The 18,521-nt window shown below is 67.2% G+C and carries 14 protein-coding genes and 1 pseudogene; 8 read left to right on the top strand and 7 right to left on the bottom strand.

All coding sequences use genetic code 11. The annotated features are described in order from the left end of the window. Positions 1–32: 32 nt before the first annotated feature. The gene (locus tag ACM9NP_RS04705; RefSeq protein ID WP_415645335.1) at positions 33–1,010 is read left to right on the top strand and encodes a magnesium and cobalt transport protein CorA; all 978 of its coding nucleotides are present in this window, start codon (positions 33–35) and stop codon (positions 1,008–1,010) included. Positions 1,011–1,391: 381 nt separating this feature from the next. Beyond that, a complete protein-coding gene (locus ACM9NP_RS04700) occupies positions 1,392–1,799 on the top strand; it encodes a DUF6292 family protein (protein WP_415645334.1) in 408 nt (135 codons plus the stop codon). Between the two features lie 315 nt (positions 1,800–2,114). Here ACM9NP_RS04700 and ACM9NP_RS04695 read toward each other — a convergent pair whose 3' ends face one another. From ACM9NP_RS04695 to ACM9NP_RS04675, 5 genes are all read right to left on the bottom strand, one after another. Then, positions 2,115–4,598 carry an ATP-dependent Clp protease ATP-binding subunit gene (locus tag ACM9NP_RS04695; RefSeq protein WP_415645333.1) on the bottom strand — a complete coding sequence of 828 codons (2,484 nt, stop codon included), beginning with the start codon at positions 4,596–4,598 and terminating at the stop codon, positions 2,115–2,117. Positions 4,599–4,813: 215 nt separating this feature from the next. After that, the gene (locus ACM9NP_RS04690) at positions 4,814–5,383 is read right to left on the bottom strand and encodes an HdeD family acid-resistance protein (RefSeq protein ID WP_415645332.1); all 570 of its coding nucleotides are present in this window, start codon (positions 5,381–5,383) and stop codon (positions 4,814–4,816) included. 124 nt (positions 5,384–5,507) lie between these two features. Beyond that, positions 5,508–6,740, bottom strand: a complete 1,233-nt coding sequence (locus ACM9NP_RS04685) for a multidrug effflux MFS transporter (protein ID WP_415645331.1) — start codon at positions 6,738–6,740, stop codon at positions 5,508–5,510. 514 nt (positions 6,741–7,254) lie between these two features. Then, positions 7,255–8,115: an endonuclease/exonuclease/phosphatase family protein gene (locus ACM9NP_RS04680; protein ID WP_415645330.1), complete on the bottom strand. Its 861-nt coding sequence runs from the start codon at positions 8,113–8,115 to the stop codon at positions 7,255–7,257. A 218-nt stretch (positions 8,116–8,333) separates the two neighbouring features. Then, on the bottom strand, positions 8,334–9,086 hold the full coding sequence (locus ACM9NP_RS04675; RefSeq protein WP_415645329.1) for a GNAT family N-acetyltransferase: 753 nt from the start codon (positions 9,084–9,086) through the stop codon (positions 8,334–8,336). Positions 9,087–9,271: 185 nt separating this feature from the next. On the opposite strand from ACM9NP_RS04675, the gene ruvC reads away from it, so the two are divergent. The 6 genes from ruvC (at position 9,272) to secF (ending at position 15,479) form a co-directional block, all read left to right on the top strand. Then, positions 9,272–9,802 carry a crossover junction endodeoxyribonuclease RuvC gene (gene ruvC / locus ACM9NP_RS04670; protein WP_415645328.1) on the top strand — a complete coding sequence of 177 codons (531 nt, stop codon included), beginning with the start codon at positions 9,272–9,274 and terminating at the stop codon, positions 9,800–9,802. Continuing rightward, positions 9,799–10,410, top strand: a complete 612-nt coding sequence (gene ruvA, locus ACM9NP_RS04665) for a Holliday junction branch migration protein RuvA (RefSeq protein ID WP_415645327.1) — start codon at positions 9,799–9,801, stop codon at positions 10,408–10,410. Before ruvC ends, ruvA begins: the two co-directional genes overlap by 4 nt. Continuing rightward, a complete protein-coding gene (gene ruvB / locus ACM9NP_RS04660) occupies positions 10,407–11,513 on the top strand; it encodes a Holliday junction branch migration DNA helicase RuvB (RefSeq protein ID WP_415645326.1) in 1,107 nt (368 codons plus the stop codon). The genes ruvA and ruvB overlap by 4 nt, the downstream gene beginning before the upstream one ends. Before the next feature lie 112 nt (positions 11,514–11,625). After that, the gene (gene yajC, locus ACM9NP_RS04655) at positions 11,626–12,039 is read left to right on the top strand and encodes a preprotein translocase subunit YajC (RefSeq protein ID WP_415645325.1); all 414 of its coding nucleotides are present in this window, start codon (positions 11,626–11,628) and stop codon (positions 12,037–12,039) included. 88 nt (positions 12,040–12,127) lie between these two features. Further along, positions 12,128–14,299: a protein translocase subunit SecD gene (gene secD, locus ACM9NP_RS04650; RefSeq protein ID WP_415645324.1), complete on the top strand. Its 2,172-nt coding sequence runs from the start codon at positions 12,128–12,130 to the stop codon at positions 14,297–14,299. Positions 14,300–14,303: 4 nt separating this feature from the next. Continuing rightward, positions 14,304–15,479 (top strand): protein translocase subunit SecF, encoded by a 1,176-nt coding sequence (gene secF, locus ACM9NP_RS04645; RefSeq protein ID WP_415645323.1) that lies wholly within the window; start codon positions 14,304–14,306, stop codon positions 15,477–15,479. Positions 15,480–15,546: 67 nt separating this feature from the next. Here secF and ACM9NP_RS04640 read toward each other — a convergent pair whose 3' ends face one another. Then, positions 15,547–15,831, bottom strand: coding sequence for an antitoxin (locus tag ACM9NP_RS04640; protein ID WP_415645322.1), 285 nt, complete (start codon positions 15,829–15,831; stop codon positions 15,547–15,549). A 107-nt stretch (positions 15,832–15,938) separates the two neighbouring features. Continuing rightward, positions 15,939–18,190: pseudogene (locus ACM9NP_RS04635) on the bottom strand (RelA/SpoT family protein); the annotation flags it as partial. Between the last annotated feature and the right edge of the window lie 331 nt (positions 18,191–18,521).

The raw sequence follows: 18,521 nt of genomic DNA, 5'->3' as shown, positions 1-18,521 counted from the left end.
CGGCTGGCGGACGGCGGACAAGGAGTGACCGGATGGCTCACGACTGGACCTGTTGGAAGCTCGCTGAGGACATCGAGGAGGCCCCCGACGCGGATCCGGAACGTTTCGCCGTCGACGTGCCGAAGGGCTCGTTCCATCTGCTTCTCATCTCCGACCCGAGCGCCGAGGCATTCGCGCCGGTCGCGGACGCGCTGCGGCTCAACCACTTCGCGCGGGGCGACGCACTCTCCGCCCATCACAGGTCCAAATTCGATCGTTACGAGCGCGCGACGGTGATCGTCATCAAGACCCTGTGGTTCTTGGCGGAGACGTCCGACGTGGAGACGGGAGACGTCGTGCTGATCATCACGGACGGGGCCCTGATCATCATCCGGCACGGCGATCGAGACCCCGCCGAGGAGGCGATCGCGGCGCTGCGCGACGCCGATGATCGGCACGTCCTGTCGTACGGCCTGGTCGGAATCGTCTACGCGATCGTGGACACGGTCGTGCGTCAATACAACCGTGTCGCCGCCGAGCTCGAGGAGGCGATCTCCGAAGTGGAGCGTTTCGTCCTCAGTGAGGATCGGGTCGACATGGTCGGCCGCATCTACTCGCTGTACCGGGAGGCCCTCGAATTCAGGGAGGCGGTCTTGCCCCTCATGCCGGTCACCGAGGATGTCCTCGACGGGCGACTCGACGGCAATACCAAGGTCGGGCCGTACTTCCGTTCGGTCACGCATGACGCGAAGCGCGTCGCGTCCGGGATCGACGGCACCCTCCAGCTCCTACAGTCCATATTGGATGCTCACTTGGGGCAGATCGGCATGTGGCAGAACGAGGACATGCGCAAGATCTCGGCGTGGGCCGCGATCATCGCGGCACCCACGATGATCGGCGGGATCTACGGTATGAACTTCCGCCACATGCCGGAACTGAAGTGGGCCATCGGATATCCACTCGCATTGGCGCTCATGGCCCTCGTGTGCTTCCTGTTGTACCGCGGTTTCCGCCGCAACGGCTGGTTGTGAACGACGAACCGTCGAGCCCATGTTCCAACCGAGTCCTTTGGCGCCCATCGGCTCCGGCTCCCGACCCGCGTTCGTCAATGGCGCGATGCCCAGACGGGCCACGAACAACGCGGCGGCCTTGGGGAACCAGCTCCGCGAACTAGTCCGAGCCTGACCCCCGGTCACCCCACCAGCCGCGCGATCGAGACCGTCGACCAACATCGTCGAAGACGATGGTGGATTGTTCTCGATCAGGCTGTTTTTTCGCGTTTCCGAGGCAGTCCTCCCTCGGTACCTCACGCGTCAACATAGCGGGGCCCATTTCGTACCACCGCGCCAGCCGAACGGCCGCAGCGGTCCCCGCGTAATGATGACCGACTTGATGAAGGGCAACCGTCACCCATGTCAACGCAACAGCACTATGGATACATTCGCGCGGTCCGTGACGCCGTCATCGGCCGAGGCATCAACGCCGGACCGGCCACGACCACGGATTCACCGACCCGGACCGGCACCTTCGCCCTCATCTCCGAGCACACCGAGAAGGCGTTCCCCGAAACGGCGTCGGTGGATGTCCATTGGAACCCCACCGACGGGTGGACCTGCCGTCCCCACTACGCCCCGCACACCAAACTGGGCGAGTCACCCATCCACATGGGTCTGGGGCGTGTCCCTGAGCCCGAACGGGTCGCGTTGTGGGTCGACGTGGCGTTGACGACGCCCGCCGTGGTCATCAGTCGCGAGCTTCATGGTGAGAACACCGGCGAAGACGTCGAAGCGTTGCTGGCGAGCCACGAAGCCACGCGGTAGACCACACAAGGGAAACGGCTGTGCCCAACCTGGAAGGTGGGGAACAACTGTTCTTGGTCAGTGGTTACCGTCGTCGATCCTGTCGACATTGGGACGGTCGGAGCGGTGGCTCTTCAAGGAAGCGACCATTCAGACCGGGATGTACGTCGCGACCGGTCCGAGGTGATCGGTGCTCGGCGACGCGCGTCCGCCATCGACGTCTGCTTTGACCGGAGCGTACGTCCGGTGATCCGTTGCGTCGCACCGGCACCGCGTTCGTCCGATGACGGGTGAACGGAGGTGGACGCCCAGCTCGTGCGTCCACCCCTGGTGCGTTCAGTCGGCGATGTCGGAGGCGGCGGCTTCGCCGCCTCCGCCGTGTTCGATCTCGAACGACAGCTCGCCGCCGTCCACGTCCACCGTGATCGCGTCCCCCTCGCCGACCTCATCGGACAACAGCAGCGCCGACACGCGATTCTCCAGTTGACGCTGGATCGTGCGCCGCAACGGCCGCGCGCCGAACTCGGGCTGATACCCCCGCTCGGCCAGCCAGTCGATGGCCGCGTCCCGCACGATCAACCCGACCTTCTGAGCGGCCAACCGTCGCCGGGTCTTGTCCACGAACAACGCCGTGATCTGCCGAAGCTGCGTGGGGTCGAGCCCGCTGAACAGGATGATCTCGTCGATCCGGTTGACGAACTCCGGCCGGAACCGAGCCGCGAGCGCGTCCATGAGCTCGTCACGCAGTTCTTCGACGGGACGCCCGGCCGACTGAGCGGCGAGGATCTTGTCCGCGCCGAGGTTGCTCGTCATGATCACGATGGTGTTGCTGAAGTCGACGGTGCGCCCCTGCGCGTCGGTGAGGCGACCGTCGTCGAGGACCTGCAACAGCGTCGAGAAGACGTCCGGGTGGGCCTTCTCGACCTCGTCGAACAGGAGCACCCGGTACGGACGCCGCCGCACCGCTTCGGTCAGCTGCCCCGCCTCGTCGTATCCGACGTAACCGGGCGGCGCCCCGACGAGCCGCGACACGGTGTGCTTCTCCTGGAACTCGCTCATGTCGAAGCGGACGAGGCTCGCCTCATCGCCGAAGAGGGTGTCCGCGAGCGTGCGCGCGAGCTCGGTCTTCCCGACGCCCGTCGGCCCGAGGAACATGAACGACCCGTCGGGGCGCTGCGGGTCGGACAGCCCGGCGCGGGCACGTCGCACCGCGTCCGCGATGGCGGTGACGGCTTCGTCCTGTCCGACGACCCGGTCGTGCAGGCTCTGTTCGAGACGCGTGTACCGGTCCTTCTCCGCCTCGGTGAGACGCGACACGGGCACCCCGGTGCGGCGGCTGATCACCTCGGCAATGTCGGCGACGTCGACGGTCGGAACGCTCGTCGGTTCAGAGGAGGACTCCGCCAGTCGCGCCTGGGCCGCCGTGATGTCCTCTTTGATCTCGGAGGCGCGCTCGTAGTCCTCGGCGTCGACGGCCGCGTCCTTGTCCGCGGTGAGCCGTGCGATCTCGTCCTCGAGCTGGCGAGCGTCGGGGGCGGGCGTCAACGCCCGCATCCGCACTCGCGCGCCCGCCTGGTCGATGAGGTCGATCGCCTTGTCCGGCAGGAAGCGGTTGGTGATGTACCGCGCGGAGAGGCTCGCCGCCGCGTCCAACGCCTCGTCAGTGAACCTGACCTGGTGGTGCGCCTCGTATCGGTCGCGTAGCCCGCGCAGGATCTCGATGGTCTCGTCGACGGTGGGCTCCGGTATGAGGACCGGCTGGAATCGGCGTTCGAGAGCCGAGTCCTTCTCGATGTGCTTTCGGTATTCGTCCAGTGTGGTCGCACCTACGACGTGGAGCTCGCCGCGCGCCAGCGCCGGTTTGAGCATGTTGGACGCGTCCATCGCGCCCTCCGAACTGCCCGCGCCCACGACGGTGTGCAGTTCGTCGAGGAACAGGATCAGGCCGTCCTCCGATTCCTGCGCCTCCGCGATGACCTTCTTCATGCGCTCCTCGAACTCACCGCGGTACTTGCTCCCGGCGACCATGCCCGCGAGGTCGAGGACGACGACGCGTCGGCCGCGCAGGATCTCCGGGACGTCCTGGTTCACGATCCGCTGCGCGAGTCCTTCGACGATGGCGGTCTTCCCGACGCCGGGTTCACCGATGAGCACCGGATTGTTCTTCGTGCGGCGCGCGAGGATCTCGACGGTGTCCTGGATTTCCGCCTCCCGGCCGACCACCGGGTCGAGGAGGTCGGAGCGCGCCTCCTCGGTCAGGTCTCGGCCGTACTCGTCGATCGTCGGCGTCGAGGAGGGCGGTTTCTTCGCGGGCATCGCCGTGCTCGGAGTTCCCTCGGTGGTCGTCACCAGCGCGCGGAGCGCGCGCCCGGCCTCGGTCTGCGGGTTCGCGGCGATTCCGAGCAGGACGTGCTCGGGACCGATGTAGCTGGACCCGGCCAGACGGGACTGGTTGTGAGCGTCGCGGAGCGCTCGTTTCGCGGCGGGCGTGAGCCGTGCGGAGCCGTCGCCGTGACTGTCGGCGTGCGCGGCGTCCATCCGCTCGGCGAGTTCGTCGGGGTCGGCGCCGCTCTGGGTGAGCAGGGCCCGGGTCGGGTCGGATTGGGCGGCGGCCCACAGCAGGTGCGTCACGTCGACGTCGGTCTCGCCGCGTTCGGTCGCGTGCTCGACCGCGTCGGTCAGGAGTTGGCGCGCCTGATCGGACAGGAGCCGGTTGAGGTCGACGCGTTGCACCGACCTGGCGGCGAACGGATCGCCGCCGAAGAACCGTTCGATCAAATCATTGAATGACGTCGATGCGCCGAAGGAATCGAGTGACATGCCCTCTCCTCGTCGAGGACGACGTCCGGCTGACGCCCGGCGTCGTCGGTTTTGGCGGTTGTCCCGTTACTCGGACGGTTCGGCTGCGGCGGCGTTGGCGAACTCCGGCACTGTGCCCGACACGCCGGAGGCGTCGAGCACGGTTCGTGGAACCCGTCCGTCGCCGAGCGAGCCGATTCCTCGCCTCGCACGGTCTGAGACGACGACACAACCTCTTAGGTGGTTCCGATCGGACCGGGATCGGACTTGGTGATACCGCGCAGTCGGACGCCGAGGACGATCGCGGTGATGCCCCAGACGATCGCGAAGATGCCGATGGTGAACACCAGGGCGACCGCGCCGGAGCCGGGTTGGAGGAACAGCAGCACCCCCAACAGGATCGAGACGAGACCCGTGAACGCCAGCAACCACTCGCCTTGGATCTCCTTGCGCAGGCGCCAAGCGGCGATGAGCTGGAAGATTCCGACGACCACCGCCCAGATCGCGATGACGAAGAGGAGCACGAGCGCGGTGAGCCCCGGCCACACGAAGGCGATGATGCCGGCGGCGACTCCCGCGATGCCGGTGAGGACCATGATCCAGCGTCCCGATCCGGAGACGCCGCCCCCGCCCCCGATGCCGAACGCGAGCGCGGTCAGACCGTCGACCAGGACGTACGCGCCCCATAGGATGGCCAGCGCGATCACGGTGATGCCCGGCCAGAACACGGCGATGATGCCGAAGATGACTCCCAGGACCCCCCGAAAGACGATGAGTCCCCAATTGCGTGCGAGTAGCTCCCTCACGGCGCCCCCCTGGCGATGTGACGACTGAGCACTCAATGTATGGCCGCGATGGGGCCCGAAGGTGGGGTTTGGCGGTATGACGGCCGGCGCTTCACGCGCCGACCGTCATCGATTCGAGGGTTCGCTAGATGGCGTAGCGGGCGGCGCGGCGCTGCGAGTAGACGAACACGGCGCCCGCCGCGACGGCCACGGCCAGCATGACGACGACCATGCTGTCGAGACTGACCTGGCCGCTCTTCGTCAAGGTCGCGGCGGCAGACAGGCCTCCGCCGAGCGCGAACTGGAGCGTTCCCATGAGCGCGGAGGCGGTGCCCGCGACGGCCGGTGGCTGGCTGGCCAGCGACATCGTCGACGCGTTCGGGAAGATGAAGCCGTTCGAAAGCATCATGATGAAGAACGCGGCCGTCATCGACACGAGACTGGCCGTGCCGGTGACGTCGAGGACCGCGAGCGCGGCGACGGCGGCGATTGCCCCGATCAGTCCGCCCGCGAGTCGGCGGCTGGTCGACACCTTGCCGATGAGGAACGCGTTGATCTGGGTGCCGAGGAGCAGCCCGACCGTGTTGATCGCGAACATCGCGCTGAACTCCTGGGCGGAGGCGCCGAACTGGTTCTGTGAGACGAACGAGAAGTTCGCGATGTAGGTGAACATCATTCCGAAGCCGAGCCCGAGCGTCAGCGTCGGTCCGATGAATCGGGCGTCGCGCAGGAGACCTCCGATGGTGGTGAACAGTTGGCGGCCGTTCATCGGTCGACGTTCGTGTGCGGGGAGGCTCTCGGGGAGGAAGAAGTAGATCAGCACGAGGCTGAGCGCGGAGACGGCCGCCAGGACCGCGAAGCCGAGCTGCCACGGGCCGACGAGCAGCAGCTGCGCGCCGATGACGGGACCGAGCAGCGGGGCGAGCATGCTGACCAGCACGAGTCGGGAGAAGAACCGGGCGATGCTGTCGCCGTCGAAGTGGTCGCGCGCGATCGCGCGCGAGATGACGGCTCCGGCGGCTCCGGCGATGCCTTGGACGAATCGCAGCGCGATGAAGCTGGTCGCGTCCGGTACGAACATGCACAGCACCGACGACACGGTGAAGGCGATGACGCCGATGAGCAGGGGTGTGCGACGTCCCCAGGCGTCACTCATCGGACCGATGACGAGCTGGCCGACGGCGAGCCCGACCATCGCGGCGGTCAGGGTGAGGGAGATCTGGGACTCGGTGGCACCGAGGTCGCCGGCGATCGCGGGGAACGCCGGAAGATAGAGGTCGGTCGCGAGCGGCCCGACGGCGGTGAGGGTGCCGAGCACCAGTACGAGCATGACCATCGAACGTTGTGGGCGCGCGGTACCGACGGCAGGTCTGTCCATTGTTGAGCTCTGTGGCGGCATGGTGTCCTCGCAAGCGGTGGGTCGATCGGGGCGCGCGATAACGGCAGCACCAGTGGTACCGGTCGCGTGGTGGACGCCGCCGATCCGTTCGCGCGTGTGGTGGCGCACGTCGTGCGTGCCGCGAACAGGGAGGGACGGGTGTCCGCCGGGCCGGAACCACGTCTCGCGGAGCCGTTCGGGCTGTCCGGGGAGAGAGGGGCCGTCGCGGCGCGTGTGGTGACGCGGGGCGACAGACGAGTGGGACCGACTCATCGACGATACGTCTCGTGAGGGGCCTTCGGCGACGCTTTGAGAGCGAGGCAACAGTGGCGAGTCGACGTCGAGCCCGAATCGTCCATAGTGAAGGAGTTCGGTTCTGTCGACCCGGTGTCGCCGTCCGGATCACCCCGCCCGAACGCCGTCGGACACGACGTCGGCCCGACCGAACGGCCGGGCCGACGCGAGAGAGGATCGTGGTTGCCGGGCCGGTCGGAGCGACGGCACGGCGGTGTCGTCAGCGGAAGCGGTAGGTGGCTCTCACCGGCAGGTGGTCGGACGCCATCGGTTCGGCGTACAGCACTTCCACATCAGACGGTCTGGCGTCGCGCGACGACAAGACGTAGTCGAGGCGTCCGTCGGGAATCGGTGCGGGATAGGTGAAGCCGTCGCCGTGACCGGCCTCAGTCCACGCGTCGTCGAGCTCGCTCGTCAGCAGCCCGTATTCCTCCGTGCCCGGTTTGCAGTTGAGGTCTCCGACGATGATCGTCCGCCGTGGCCGAGGACCCAGAATGTCCAGAATGGCCTCGCATTGCGGGAGCCGCTCGGCTGGCCCAGTGTGGTCGAGGTGCGTGTTGAGGAACTCGAACGGGGCGCGTCCGCTGTGGACGAGGGCGCTCAGCAGGCCGCGTTGTTCGCGCCCCTCGGAACGCGGAAGGGGAGTGTTCGACCAGGTCAGGATGCGGGTCCTGGACAGGATGACCGTTCCGTACTGGCGGCGTGGTTGACCGTCCCCGTCGGGATCGAGGTCGAGATTCGCTCCGAAGACGCAGTACATGCCGAGGCGCTGGGCGAGCCACTGTGGTTGGTCGACGAAGCCCGATCGGGCCCAGAACCGATCGACCTCCTGAAGCCCGACCACGTCGAGGTTCTGTGCCTCGATGACGCGGGCGACGCGCTCCAGGTCAAGGACGCCGTCGACCCCGGCGCCGTGGTGGATGTTGAAGGTCGCGCAGCGGGGACGGACGTCCTGGTCCGTCGTGGTGTGGTCTTCGGCGGAAGCGGTGCCGGGCAGGCCGACCGTGGCCAAGGTGGCGCCGACGCCGATGACGCCGAGAAGGGATCGCCGGGTGAACGTGCGGGACGAGGGAGCAGGCACGTGACTCTCCAAACGGGATAAGCGTTCGATGGCGGGTGAGCGGGTGGCTCAGGAGCCACATCCTGCCGCATCGGGAGACGCCTCGCACGACCATCGTCAAGAGTTAAGCCATAATGGATCTATTACCCGAGCGAGTGATCCCGATCGCTGAAAGCCCGTTGACCCAGCAGAAGGCGACGAATCACGCGAGCCGTCGCCCCGCCGGCATCCGCAGTGGATCATTCCTCGGGCCGGAGCCGCCCCGAAGCGAGCACGTAGACGTCCCGGTAACCGAGCCTGCGATACAGCCGATGCGTCGCCTCCTCGCTCACATAGGACCCGAGCGCGACGAGCGGTGCCCCCTCGTCGAGCAGCCGCGCGGTCACCCAGGTCGTCATGTCGGACGCGAGGCCCCTGCCGCGCGCGTCGGGGTGGACGCAGATCGACGCCAGATTCGGAACTTCGCCGCCGTTGGTGGACGCGAGGCCGCACGCGGCGAGCGATCCGTCGTCATCGCGAACACCGAACCATCGACGTCGTCCCGAACCCCGCGCCGGGCCGGGCCAGTTGGACGCGCCGGGGAAACCGGCGGTGAGCAGCTCCGTGATCTCGTCCTCCGCGGAGCCGTCCAACCATTCACCGCGCGGTTTCACGCCGGGCAGCTCGGGCACCGCGCGGGTGTAGAACCACCGCCAGCGATTCGGCGTCGGTGGGCGGGCGTCCTCCGGCAACAGGTCGTACACCTCGACGGGGATCGTGAGGCGACTCGGGTGCGTCTCCGCCATCACGTCCTGCAACAGCCGCGCGGCCCGCTCGGGCTCCCCGAACGCCATCAGGGACGAATCGTCGCCCCAGATCCAGTTCCACACGAGCGTCTCGTCGCGCTGGAAGCCGACCGCTTCCGGGGCGACGAAACATGAGACGAAGGGGTGCCCGTCGGCGGCGGCGACGATCTCATCCCGTCCGGAGAGGCGAAGGTAAGGGGCGTTCACAAAGCGCAATGCTGACACCGCGCGTCATCCCCACGCAATGTAATCCGCAGCACCTCGGCACGCAGCCCCAGGTCACGGTGCCGACGCGTGTCGCCGTCGGTCCCGATCCGCGCGGGCACTACAGTGGTCGAACGAACGTTCGCGGTCCGGTCGGGCCGACGCGCTTGGGAAGGCGGTCCGAAACAGTGCGGGTGCTCGGAGTCGACCCCGGATTGACCAGGTGCGGCGTCGGAGTCGTCGAAGGCACGCCCGGCCGTCCGTGCACACTCGTCGCCGTCGGAGTCATCCGAACGGACCCTGACGCCCCGCTGCCGGATCGACTGCTGCGCCTCGACACCAAACTCACGGAGTACATCGCGCGGTTCGCACCCGACGCCGTCGCCGTCGAGCGCGTCTTCAGCCAGCACAACGTCGCGAGCGTCATCGGAACCGCCCAGGCCTCGGGCGTCGCGATCCTCGCCGGAGCGAGGGCGGATGTCGCAGTCCACACCTACACTCCGTCGGAAGTGAAGGCGGCCATCACCGGTTCGGGCACAGCCGACAAAAAGCAGATGACCTCAATGGTCACCCGGCTGTTGCGGCTGGAGGTCGCCCCCAAACCGGCGGACGCGGCCGACGCGCTCGCCCTGGCGATCTGCCACGTCTGGCGTGGTGGCACCCAAGCGCGCATCGCGGCCGCTCGCACCCGCGTCGAAGAGAAGGGAACACGAACGTGATCGCCAGCATCAACGGGACCGTCCTCACCATCAGCGCCGAACGCGCCGTCATCGAGGTCGGCGGCGTCGGGTTGTCCGTCAAGGCCACGCCCGGGACGCTCGCGAACCTGCGCGTCGGCTCACAGGTCAGCCTGCACACGACGCTCATCGTGCGCGAGGAATCGTTGACGCTCTATGGTTTCGACGGTGCCGACCAGCGGGACCTCTTCGAGCTGCTGCAGACCGCCAGCGGCGTCGGACCCCGACTCGCCCAGGCCGCGCTCGCCGTCCACCCGCCCGCCGTGATCCAGCACGCCATCGCCACGGGCGACACCGCGACACTCACCCGGATTCCCGGCGTGGGTAAGAAAGGTGCGGACCGCCTCGTCCTCGAACTGAAGGACCGGGTCGGTTCGGTGGTCCTGCCGCACCAGGACACCAAGGGCGCCCTCGCCCGCCCGCCCGCCTGGCGCGACCAGGTACAGCAGGGTCTGATGGCGCTCGGTTGGTCGGCCAAGGACGCGTCCCGCGCGCTGACGGCTATCGACGCCGACACCGACGACACCACTCCCGTCGACGTGCCGAGCCTGCTCAAACAGGCGATCCGGCTGCTGGGGCGGACGAAATGATCGACGACGATGAGCTGTACGAGGCGGACGAGCTGTACGAGGCCACCCTCGTCTCGGCCCACGCCGACGAAGCGGAGGCCACCGCCGAGGCCGGAGTCCGTCCAGCCAAACTGGACGAACTCATCGGCCAGTCCAGGGTTCGCGAACAACTCGAGTTGCTCCTGGCCGGGTCCCGACACCGTTCGAGCCCGCCCGACCACATACTGCTGTCGGGCCCTCCCGGTCTCGGCAAGACGACCCTGGCGATGATCGTCGCGACAGAACTCGGCGTCGCGCTGCGCCAGACCTCCGGCCCCGCCATCGAACGCTCGGGGGACCTCGCGGCCGTCCTCACCTCCCTCGGACCGGGCGAGGTCCTGTTCATCGACGAGATCCACCGGATGGCCAGACCCGCCGAGGAACTCCTGTACACCGCGATGGAGGACTTCCGCGTTGACGTCATGGTCGGCAAGGGCCCCGGCGCGACCGCGATTCCCCTCGACCTGGAACCGTTCACCCTCGTCGGCGCGACGACACGCTCCGGCCTGCTCACCGGCCCACTGCGGGACCGCTTCGGCTTCGTCGGTCAACTCGACTTCTATTCGAAGACCGACCTGGAGGCGATCGTGCACCGCAGCGCCCGCATCCTCGGCGTCGAGATGACCGACGACGGCGCCGCCGAGATCGCCGGGCGCTCCCGAGGCACACCCCGTATCGCCAACCGCCTGCTCAGGCGGGTCCGCGACTTCGCCCAAGTGCGAGCCGACGGCGTCGTCCATCGCGAGGTCGCCGCGCACGCCCTGTCCCTGTACGACGTCGACGCGATCGGTCTGGACCGCCTCGACCGGGCTGTCCTGCGGGCGCTCGTGGAGTCATTCGGTGGTGGCCCGGTCGGCCTGTCGACGCTCGCGGTCGCCGTGGGGGAGCAGCCCGACACCGTCGAGGAGGTCTGCGAGCCGTTCCTGGTCCGCGCCGGGCTCCTCGCCCGGACGCCGCGCGGCCGCATCGCGACCGCGCACGGTTGGCGGCACATCGGCCGGGTGCCCACTCCCGGCAGTTTCGCCGCCGCGATGGGCGATCCGCTGGTCGAAACGGGTGACGATGTCCTGGGCAACGGATCGTAACGAAATCGTACCGGTTGATCACACCGCACATGTGGTGGCGTTCACCCAGCACAGTCGGCAGGCTAAACTCCGCAGACGTTCGTAGTTCTCAACATAGGAAAGGCGCGTCATCGTGCTGTTCGCCCAGGAAGAGACCGCCGCCGGCGGGCTTCTCATGCCCCTCATCATCATCTTGATGCTCGCCGCGATGTACTTCCTCATGATCCGGCCGCAGAACAAGCGTCGCCGCGAAATGATGGAGAAGCAGCGCCAGGCCGGACCGGGTATGTCCATTGTGACCATCGGCGGATTGCACGGCACGATCATCGACACCGACGACACGACCGTCACGATCGAGGTCAGCCCCGGCGTGATGTGCGTGTACGAGCGCGGAGCCATCGCCCGCGTCATCGATGACGAGATCGAGACCGCCACCGTTGAGGACGAACCGAGCGCGGCCACCACTGAGGACAAGCCCGAGATCGAAGAGACCTCCACCGACTCGTCGAAGGCCAGCAAGGACCTCAAAGACGGCACGCAGAACTGATCCGAAGGCGCGATTTTTCCGCGTTCCATTGACGGTTGTCGGGCCACCCCCGATTCCCCCGGCACCCAAGTGAGGAGAGTAGACGGCTGTGGCTCAGAAGCGCAATGAGTCGGCGTCAGCTGATCAGCCCGACGAGTCGAACAACGACCAGGAGCTAAGCGAGGCCGAACGCGACGATCGCGATGACGCCCTCGCCTCCCCGATCGATGTCGACGACGACGGTGAGGCCGATCCACCGGCCGATGACGAGGATGACGACGAGGACGAGAAGTCCACGTCCGCCACGTCGAAGAAGGCTCGAACCGCCCGCGGCAAGCCCAACCGCGGTTCCAGCGGTCCCCGCCGCCGTAAGAAGATCGCCCGCAAGCAACTGCGGGTGCTTCCGTACTTCGTGTCGCTGCTCGTCGTGACCGCCCTCGTGTGGCTCTCGGCTTTCGCGGGCACCGGCTTCTCCGGCTTCCCGCTTCCGAAGCTCGGCCTCGACCTCCAGGGCGGACTGAGCATGACGCTCACCGCGTCTCTGCCCGGTGGTGCCACGCCCAACGCCGAGAGCATGGAACAGGCACGCCAGATCATCGAGAACCGCGTCAACGGCACCGGTGTCGCCGAGCCCGAGGTTTACGTCGAAGGCAGCAACAACATCGTCGTCAACGTCGCGGGCAAGGAAACCGACACGGAGGCGCTCCGCGAGATCGGCGCGCCCGCCGTCATGCGGTTCCGCGAGGTCCAGCAGAGTCCGATCCCGGACTACACGATGCAGGACCCGGAGGACTTCGAGACCACGCCGTCGGAAGACGCCGAGGACGACGAGAAGGCCGATGGCGACGAAGAGGTCGACGGCAGCGAATCGCCCGACCCGGACGCTTCCGAGTCGCCGGACCCCGACGCCTCCGAGTCCCCCGACCCCGACGCCTCCGAGTCCCCTTCGGACGAGGAATCGCCGGAGACCGAGGAGCCGGAACTCGACGAGGCCACCAAGAAGCTCCAGGACGAGGTCTACGCCAAACTCGGCGACGAGATGATGCAGCAGGCCGAGGCGCTCGTCGCCGGTGGCCAGCCGATCCCGGCCGAGAGCATCCAGGCCGCGATGCAGTTCTTCACGCCGTTCGGTGAACTCACCGCGGAAGAGGTCGCCGTACTCCCGCCGATGATGCAGTTCCTCATCCCGAACATCGGCTGCGGACAGCTGAACGCCCGCACCCCGGGTTCGATCTCCGACGAGGCGGCCCCGGTCGTCGCGTGCAACAAGCCGACCGCCGCCGAAGAACAGGCCGCCGCGGAGCAGAAGACCTCCGCCTACGCGAAGTACCTGCTCGCTCCGGCTGAAGTCCTCGGTGACGACGTTTCCAGCGCGGTCGTCCAGGTCGACCAGGCGAACCCGGGCTACTGGGCCGTCGGCATCACCTTCACGAACGCGGGCGCCGACAAATGGGCCGAGTTGGCGAAGGCGACCGTCGGTCGCTCCGTCGCGATCGTCCTCGACAACCTCGTCGTCTCCGCTCCGACCATTCAGGACGGCGCCGCCAGTGGCAGCTCCGTCGAGATCACCGGCCAGTTCACATCCGAACAGGCTCGCGTTCTCGCCGAGCAGCTGAACTACGGTTCGCTGCCGGTCGCGTTCAAGGTCGAGACGATCGACGAGGTGTCGCCGACTCTCGGTATTGACCAGATGAAGGCCGGCCTCCTCGCCGGTGCCATCGGCGTCCTCCTCGTCATCCTGTACTGCATGGCGTACTACCGAATGCTCGGTTTCGTCGTCATCGTCAGCCTCGTGGCCTCCGGCGCGATCCTGTACCCGCTGGTCGCGATGCTCGGCTCGCAGATCGGGTTCACCCTGACTCTGGCGGGTATCGCCGGTTTCATCGTCGCGATCGGTATCACGGCCGACTCCTTCGTCGTCTTCTTCGAACGATTGAAGGACGAGATGAAGAGTGGTCGATCGTCCGGCAGCGCGGTGCCTCGAGCGTGGGCGCGTGCCCGACACACGATCCTGTCGGCCAACACGGTGTCCTTCCTCGCCGCCGTCGTGCTGTACTTCCTCGCCATCGGTGCCGTTCGCGGGTTCGCGTTCACGCTCGGCCTTTCCACCCTGGTCGACGTGCTGATCGTCTTCCTGTTCACCCATCCACTGGTGGCGTGGTTGTCTCGCGGTCGCATCCTCGACTCGCGTGCGTTGTCGGGCCTGCACACCCGTAAGGTCGCCGCCACCACGTCCCCCTCGCCCAGCTCGTCGGCTGTGGCGCGTCCGAAGGAGTCCTGACCCGATGGCTTCTACCGAACCCAAGGCCGTGGCCAAGCCGCCGAAGGGACCGGGTCTACTCCGGCGTCTCTACAACGGCGACACCGACATCGACTTCGTCGGCCGACGCAAGATCTGGTACGGCGTCTCCGTTCTGGTCGTGATCGCCTCGATCGGCCTCGGCGTCGCCAAAGGCTTCAACTTCGGCATCGAGTTCGCCGGCGGTAACCAGTTCGAGGCCTCCGTCGTGGACGGTGTCGACCTCGTCGAGGTCCGAGAGACCGTCGAGGAGTACGGAGTCGAGGTCGCGTCTTCGCAGACCGCCGGCTCGGGCGACAGCGCCCGTTACATCGTCCGCACCGAAGGCCTTCCGACCCAGCAGTCGAACGAGATCCGCGAAGCCATCGCGATCATGTTCTACGCCCAGGAGAACGGGCTGGAGCCGGGCGACGTCGACCCGGAACTGGTCAATGTGGACGAGATCGCCGTCTCGGAGGTGAGCTCCTCGTGGGGCTCCGCCGTCAGTGAGAAGGCCCTGTCCGCGCTTGGCGTGTTCCTGGTCCTGGTCACCGCGTACCTGTGGTGGCGCTACGACCGCAAGTACGCCGCCGGCGCCCTCGTCGCCCTCGTGCACGACCTCATCCTGACCGCGGGCGTCTACTCGCTGGTCGGTTTCGAGGTCACGCCGGGCACGGTCGTCGGAATTCTGACCATTCTGGGTTACTCCCTGTACGACACGGTCGTCGTGTACGACAAGGTCCACGAGAACACCCGCGAGGCGATGGCCGGTGTCCGGACGACGTTCTCGTCGGCCGCGAACTCCGCGATCAACCAGACCCTGATGCGGTCGATCAACACCTCGATCATCGGTCTGTTGCCGGTGGCGGGTCTGTTGTTCGTCGGTGCCGGAGTCCTTGGTGTCGGCACCCTGAACGACCTGGCGTTGGTCCTGTTCGTCGGTATGCTCGCCGGCACCTACTCGTCGCTGTTCCTGGCGGTGCCCGCGGTCGTCGACCTGAAGTACCGCGAGCCCGGAGTCCGGGCTCAGGCCCGGAAGGTGGGCGAGCGCAAGACCGCCGAGCGGAAGTCCGCGAAGAAGGAGACCGTCGCCGCCGACGCCTCCGAGGAGCGGGTCACCGTCTCGGTCGGCTCCGGAGCGCCCCGTCCGGGCGCGCGACCGGTGCGCAAGAAGAAACGCTGACAAGCTGAACAAGACTCGGNGCCCCNNAACCAAGCGGTTCGGGGGCCGAGTCTTGTTCACAGTGGCGTCACCGGTTGCGGTCGGTGGCGCCCTTCGCCTTGTCGGCGGCCTTGTCGACCTTATCGGCGTACTTGCCGCCGGTCTTCTCGTTGACGAAGTCCGCCGCCTTGTCGATCTTCTCGCTCATGCCACCGGAGGATGAGCCGCCCTTGGCCTTGCCCTTGGCCTCGGCGGCCTTGCCCTTGGCTTCGCCCTTGGCCTCGGCGCTCTTCCCCTTGACATGCCCGGCGAGCTCTTCAGCCTTGCCCTTGGCCTTGTTCTTCATCTCGTCGAACTTGTCGGAGATGCCCATCTGATGATGCCTCCTTCGTGTTGCGAGTGAAACACTGTCCCCCACCGTAGAACCGAATGGTGGTGCTGTCATTCGCAATCGACAAGTCCGTGCAGGAAACTGGCCGCCTATTCGCCGTCCTCGCCGGACGTGATCCTGTAGGCGTCGTAAACGCCCTCGACACGGCGGACGACACGCAGCACATGGTCGAGGTGCTTCGGGTCGGCCATCTCGAAGGTGAACCGCGACAGGGCGACCCGGTCGCGGGTCGTCGTCACGGTCGCTGACAGGATGCTGACGCGTTCCTCGGACAGCGCCTTGGTCACGTCGGCGAGGAGCCGGTGCCGGTCGAGTGCCTCGACCTGCATCACCATGAGGAAGGCCGATTCCGACGTTGGCCGCCATGAGACGTCGACGAGCCGCTCGGGTTCGTCCTCGGCACGGATGAGGTTGGGGCAGTCGCTGCGGTGGATGCTGATGACGTTGTAGCGGGTGACGAAGCCGATGATGTCCTGGTGCGGGACGGGGTTGCAGCAGCCGGCGAGTTTGACGTTCGCGTCCCCGGCCTCGAGCCCGGCGACGATGACGTCGGCGTCCTGCATGCGCTTCGGCTTCGGCTTCTCCTGTTCGGGGACACGCGTTTCGGCGATGTCCTCGATGGCGCCCTCGGCGCCGCCGTAGCCGGTGATGAGTTGCTGGATGACGTGCTGTGCCGACACCTGGTTCTCGCCGACGGCAGCGTACAGCGCTGAGACGTCGGTGAGGTGCTGCTCGCGCGCGATCGCGGTGAGGGCGTCCGTGGTGAGCATGCGCTGCAACGGAAGGCCTTGTTTACGCATGGCCTTCGTGATGAGGTTCTTGCCGTTCTCGATGGACTCGTCGCGGCGTTCCTTGTTGAAGTGCTGCCGGATCTTGGTGCGGGCCCGGGGGCTCTTGACGTAACCGAGCCAGTCCTGGCTGGGGTTCGGGGTGTCGCTGTTGGAGGTGAAGATCTCGACGACGTCACCATTGGACAGTGCTTGGTCGAGGGCGACGAGGCGGTCGTTGACCTTCGCTCCGATGGTGCGGTGCCCGATGTCGGTGTGGACGGCGTACGCGAAGTCGACGGGGGTCGCCCCGGCCGGCAGCGCGATGACGTCGCCCTTCGGTGTGAAGACGTAGGCCTCGGAGCTGGCGAGGTCGAACCGGAGGGCGTCGAGGAACTCGCTCGGGTCGGCGGCTTCGCGCTGCCAGTCGAGGAGTTGTCGCAGCCACGCCATCTCGTCGATGTGCGCGGGTGGGCCGGTGATGGCGCCCTTCGTCTCCTTGTACTTCCAGTGCGCGGCGATGCCGTATTCGGCGGTACGGTGCATCGCCCACGTCCGGATCTGCATCTCGACCGGCTTCCCGTTCGGGCCGATGACGGTCGTGTGCAGCGACTGGTACATGTTGAACTTCGGCATCGCGATGAAGTCCTTGAACCGGCCGGGGACCGGTTGCCAGTGCGCGTGGATGACGCCGAGAGCGGCGTAGCAGTCGCGTTCACTTTGGACGAGGATGCGGATGCCGACGAGGTCGTAGATGTCGGAGAAGTCCCGACCGCGCACGATCATCTTCTGGTAGATCGAGTACATGTGCTTCGGTCGGCCGGAGACGGTCGCCTTGATCCGGGACTCGCGCAGCTCGGAGTTCACCCGGTCGGTCACCTCCGCCAGCAGCATCTCCCGCTGCGGGGAGTGGTCGGCGACGAGGCGGCTGATCTCGGCGAAGCGCTTGGGATACAGCGTCGCGAAGGACAGGTCCTCCAGCTCCCACTTGATCGTGTTCATGCCGAGCCGGTGCGCCAGCGGCGCGAGGATCTCGAGCGTCTCGCGGGCCTTCTGCTCCTGCTTGGCGGGCGGCAGGAACGCCAGCGTCCGCATGTTGTGCAGGCGGTCGGCGAGTTTGATGACGAGGACGCGCGGGTCCTTCGCCATCGCGACGACCATCTTGCGGATCGTCTCGGCCTTGGCGGCGTCGCCGAGCTTCACCTTGTCCAATTTGGTCACACCGTCGACCAGGAGCGCGACCTCACCGCCGAAGGCCTTGGAGATGTCCTCGACGGTGGTGTCGGTGTCCTCGACGGTGTCGTGGAGCAGCGCGGCGACGAGCGTCGTGGTGTCCATGCCGAGTTCGGCGAGGATCGACGCGACCGCGAGCGGGTGGGTGATGTACGGGTCGCCCGACTTCCGAAACTGCCCCCGGTGCAGCTTTTCGGCGGTGTCGTAGGCGCGCTGCAGTAGCCGGATGTCCGCGCGGGGGTGGGCGGCGCGGTGCGTGGCGACGAGTGGTTCCAACTCCTCGCGCAACTGCGGTGCCTGCCAGGGCGTGTTGAACCGGGCGAGCCGCGCGCGGACCCGGCNACCGGTCGGCGCGGACGCGAGCCCGCGGCCTCCAGTGCCGTTCGCCGCGGGGGCGGGCAGGTTCCGGGGCGGTGCGGGGGTTTTGGCCCCGTCGCCGTCACCGTCACCGCTCGGCGCCTGATTCTGTCCTGCCACCTGCGGGCTCCTGTTCGTGGCGTGGTTGGGATGTCGCATTGCCATCGTAGTGCGGCGGCGAAGCCGACGACGACAGCGTGGGGCCGTTGTGGTGTGTGCTCGCTCGCGGGGCGTGTGCCGTGTGGACGGGTTGTGGTGAGAGTCTCGTCGCGTCGTGATCGGGCGTGGCGTCGATGCCTGGACGAACGCGGTGGG

Source organism: Stackebrandtia soli (genome assembly GCF_965137155.1).
Classification (GTDB): Bacteria; Actinomycetota; Actinomycetes; order Mycobacteriales; family Micromonosporaceae; genus Stackebrandtia; species Stackebrandtia soli.
Note: the sequence above shows the minus strand (reverse complement) of the source record. Positions and strands in the feature narration are given on the sequence as shown.

What these genes read in the sequence shown, in the direction of transcription:
- ACM9NP_RS04705 (WP_415645335.1), top strand. Translation starts at nt 33, where the DNA reads ATGGCTCACGACTGGACCTGTTGGAAGCTCGCTGAGGACATCGAGGAG.
- ACM9NP_RS04700 (WP_415645334.1), top strand. Translation starts at nt 1,392, where the DNA reads ATGTCAACGCAACAGCACTATGGATACATTCGCGCGGTCCGTGACGCC.
- ACM9NP_RS04685 (WP_415645331.1), bottom strand. Translation starts at nt 6,740, where the DNA reads ATGGACAGACCTGCCGTCGGTACCGCGCGCCCACAACGTTCGATGGTC.
- ACM9NP_RS04640 (WP_415645322.1), bottom strand. Translation starts at nt 15,831, where the DNA reads ATGGGCATCTCCGACAAGTTCGACGAGATGAAGAACAAGGCCAAGGGC.
- ACM9NP_RS04695 (WP_415645333.1), bottom strand. Translation starts at nt 4,598, where the DNA reads ATGTCACTCGATTCCTTCGGCGCATCGACGTCATTCAATGATTTGATC.
- ruvB (WP_415645326.1), top strand. Translation starts at nt 10,407, where the DNA reads ATGATCGACGACGATGAGCTGTACGAGGCGGACGAGCTGTACGAGGCC.
- secF (WP_415645323.1), top strand. Translation starts at nt 14,304, where the DNA reads ATGGCTTCTACCGAACCCAAGGCCGTGGCCAAGCCGCCGAAGGGACCG.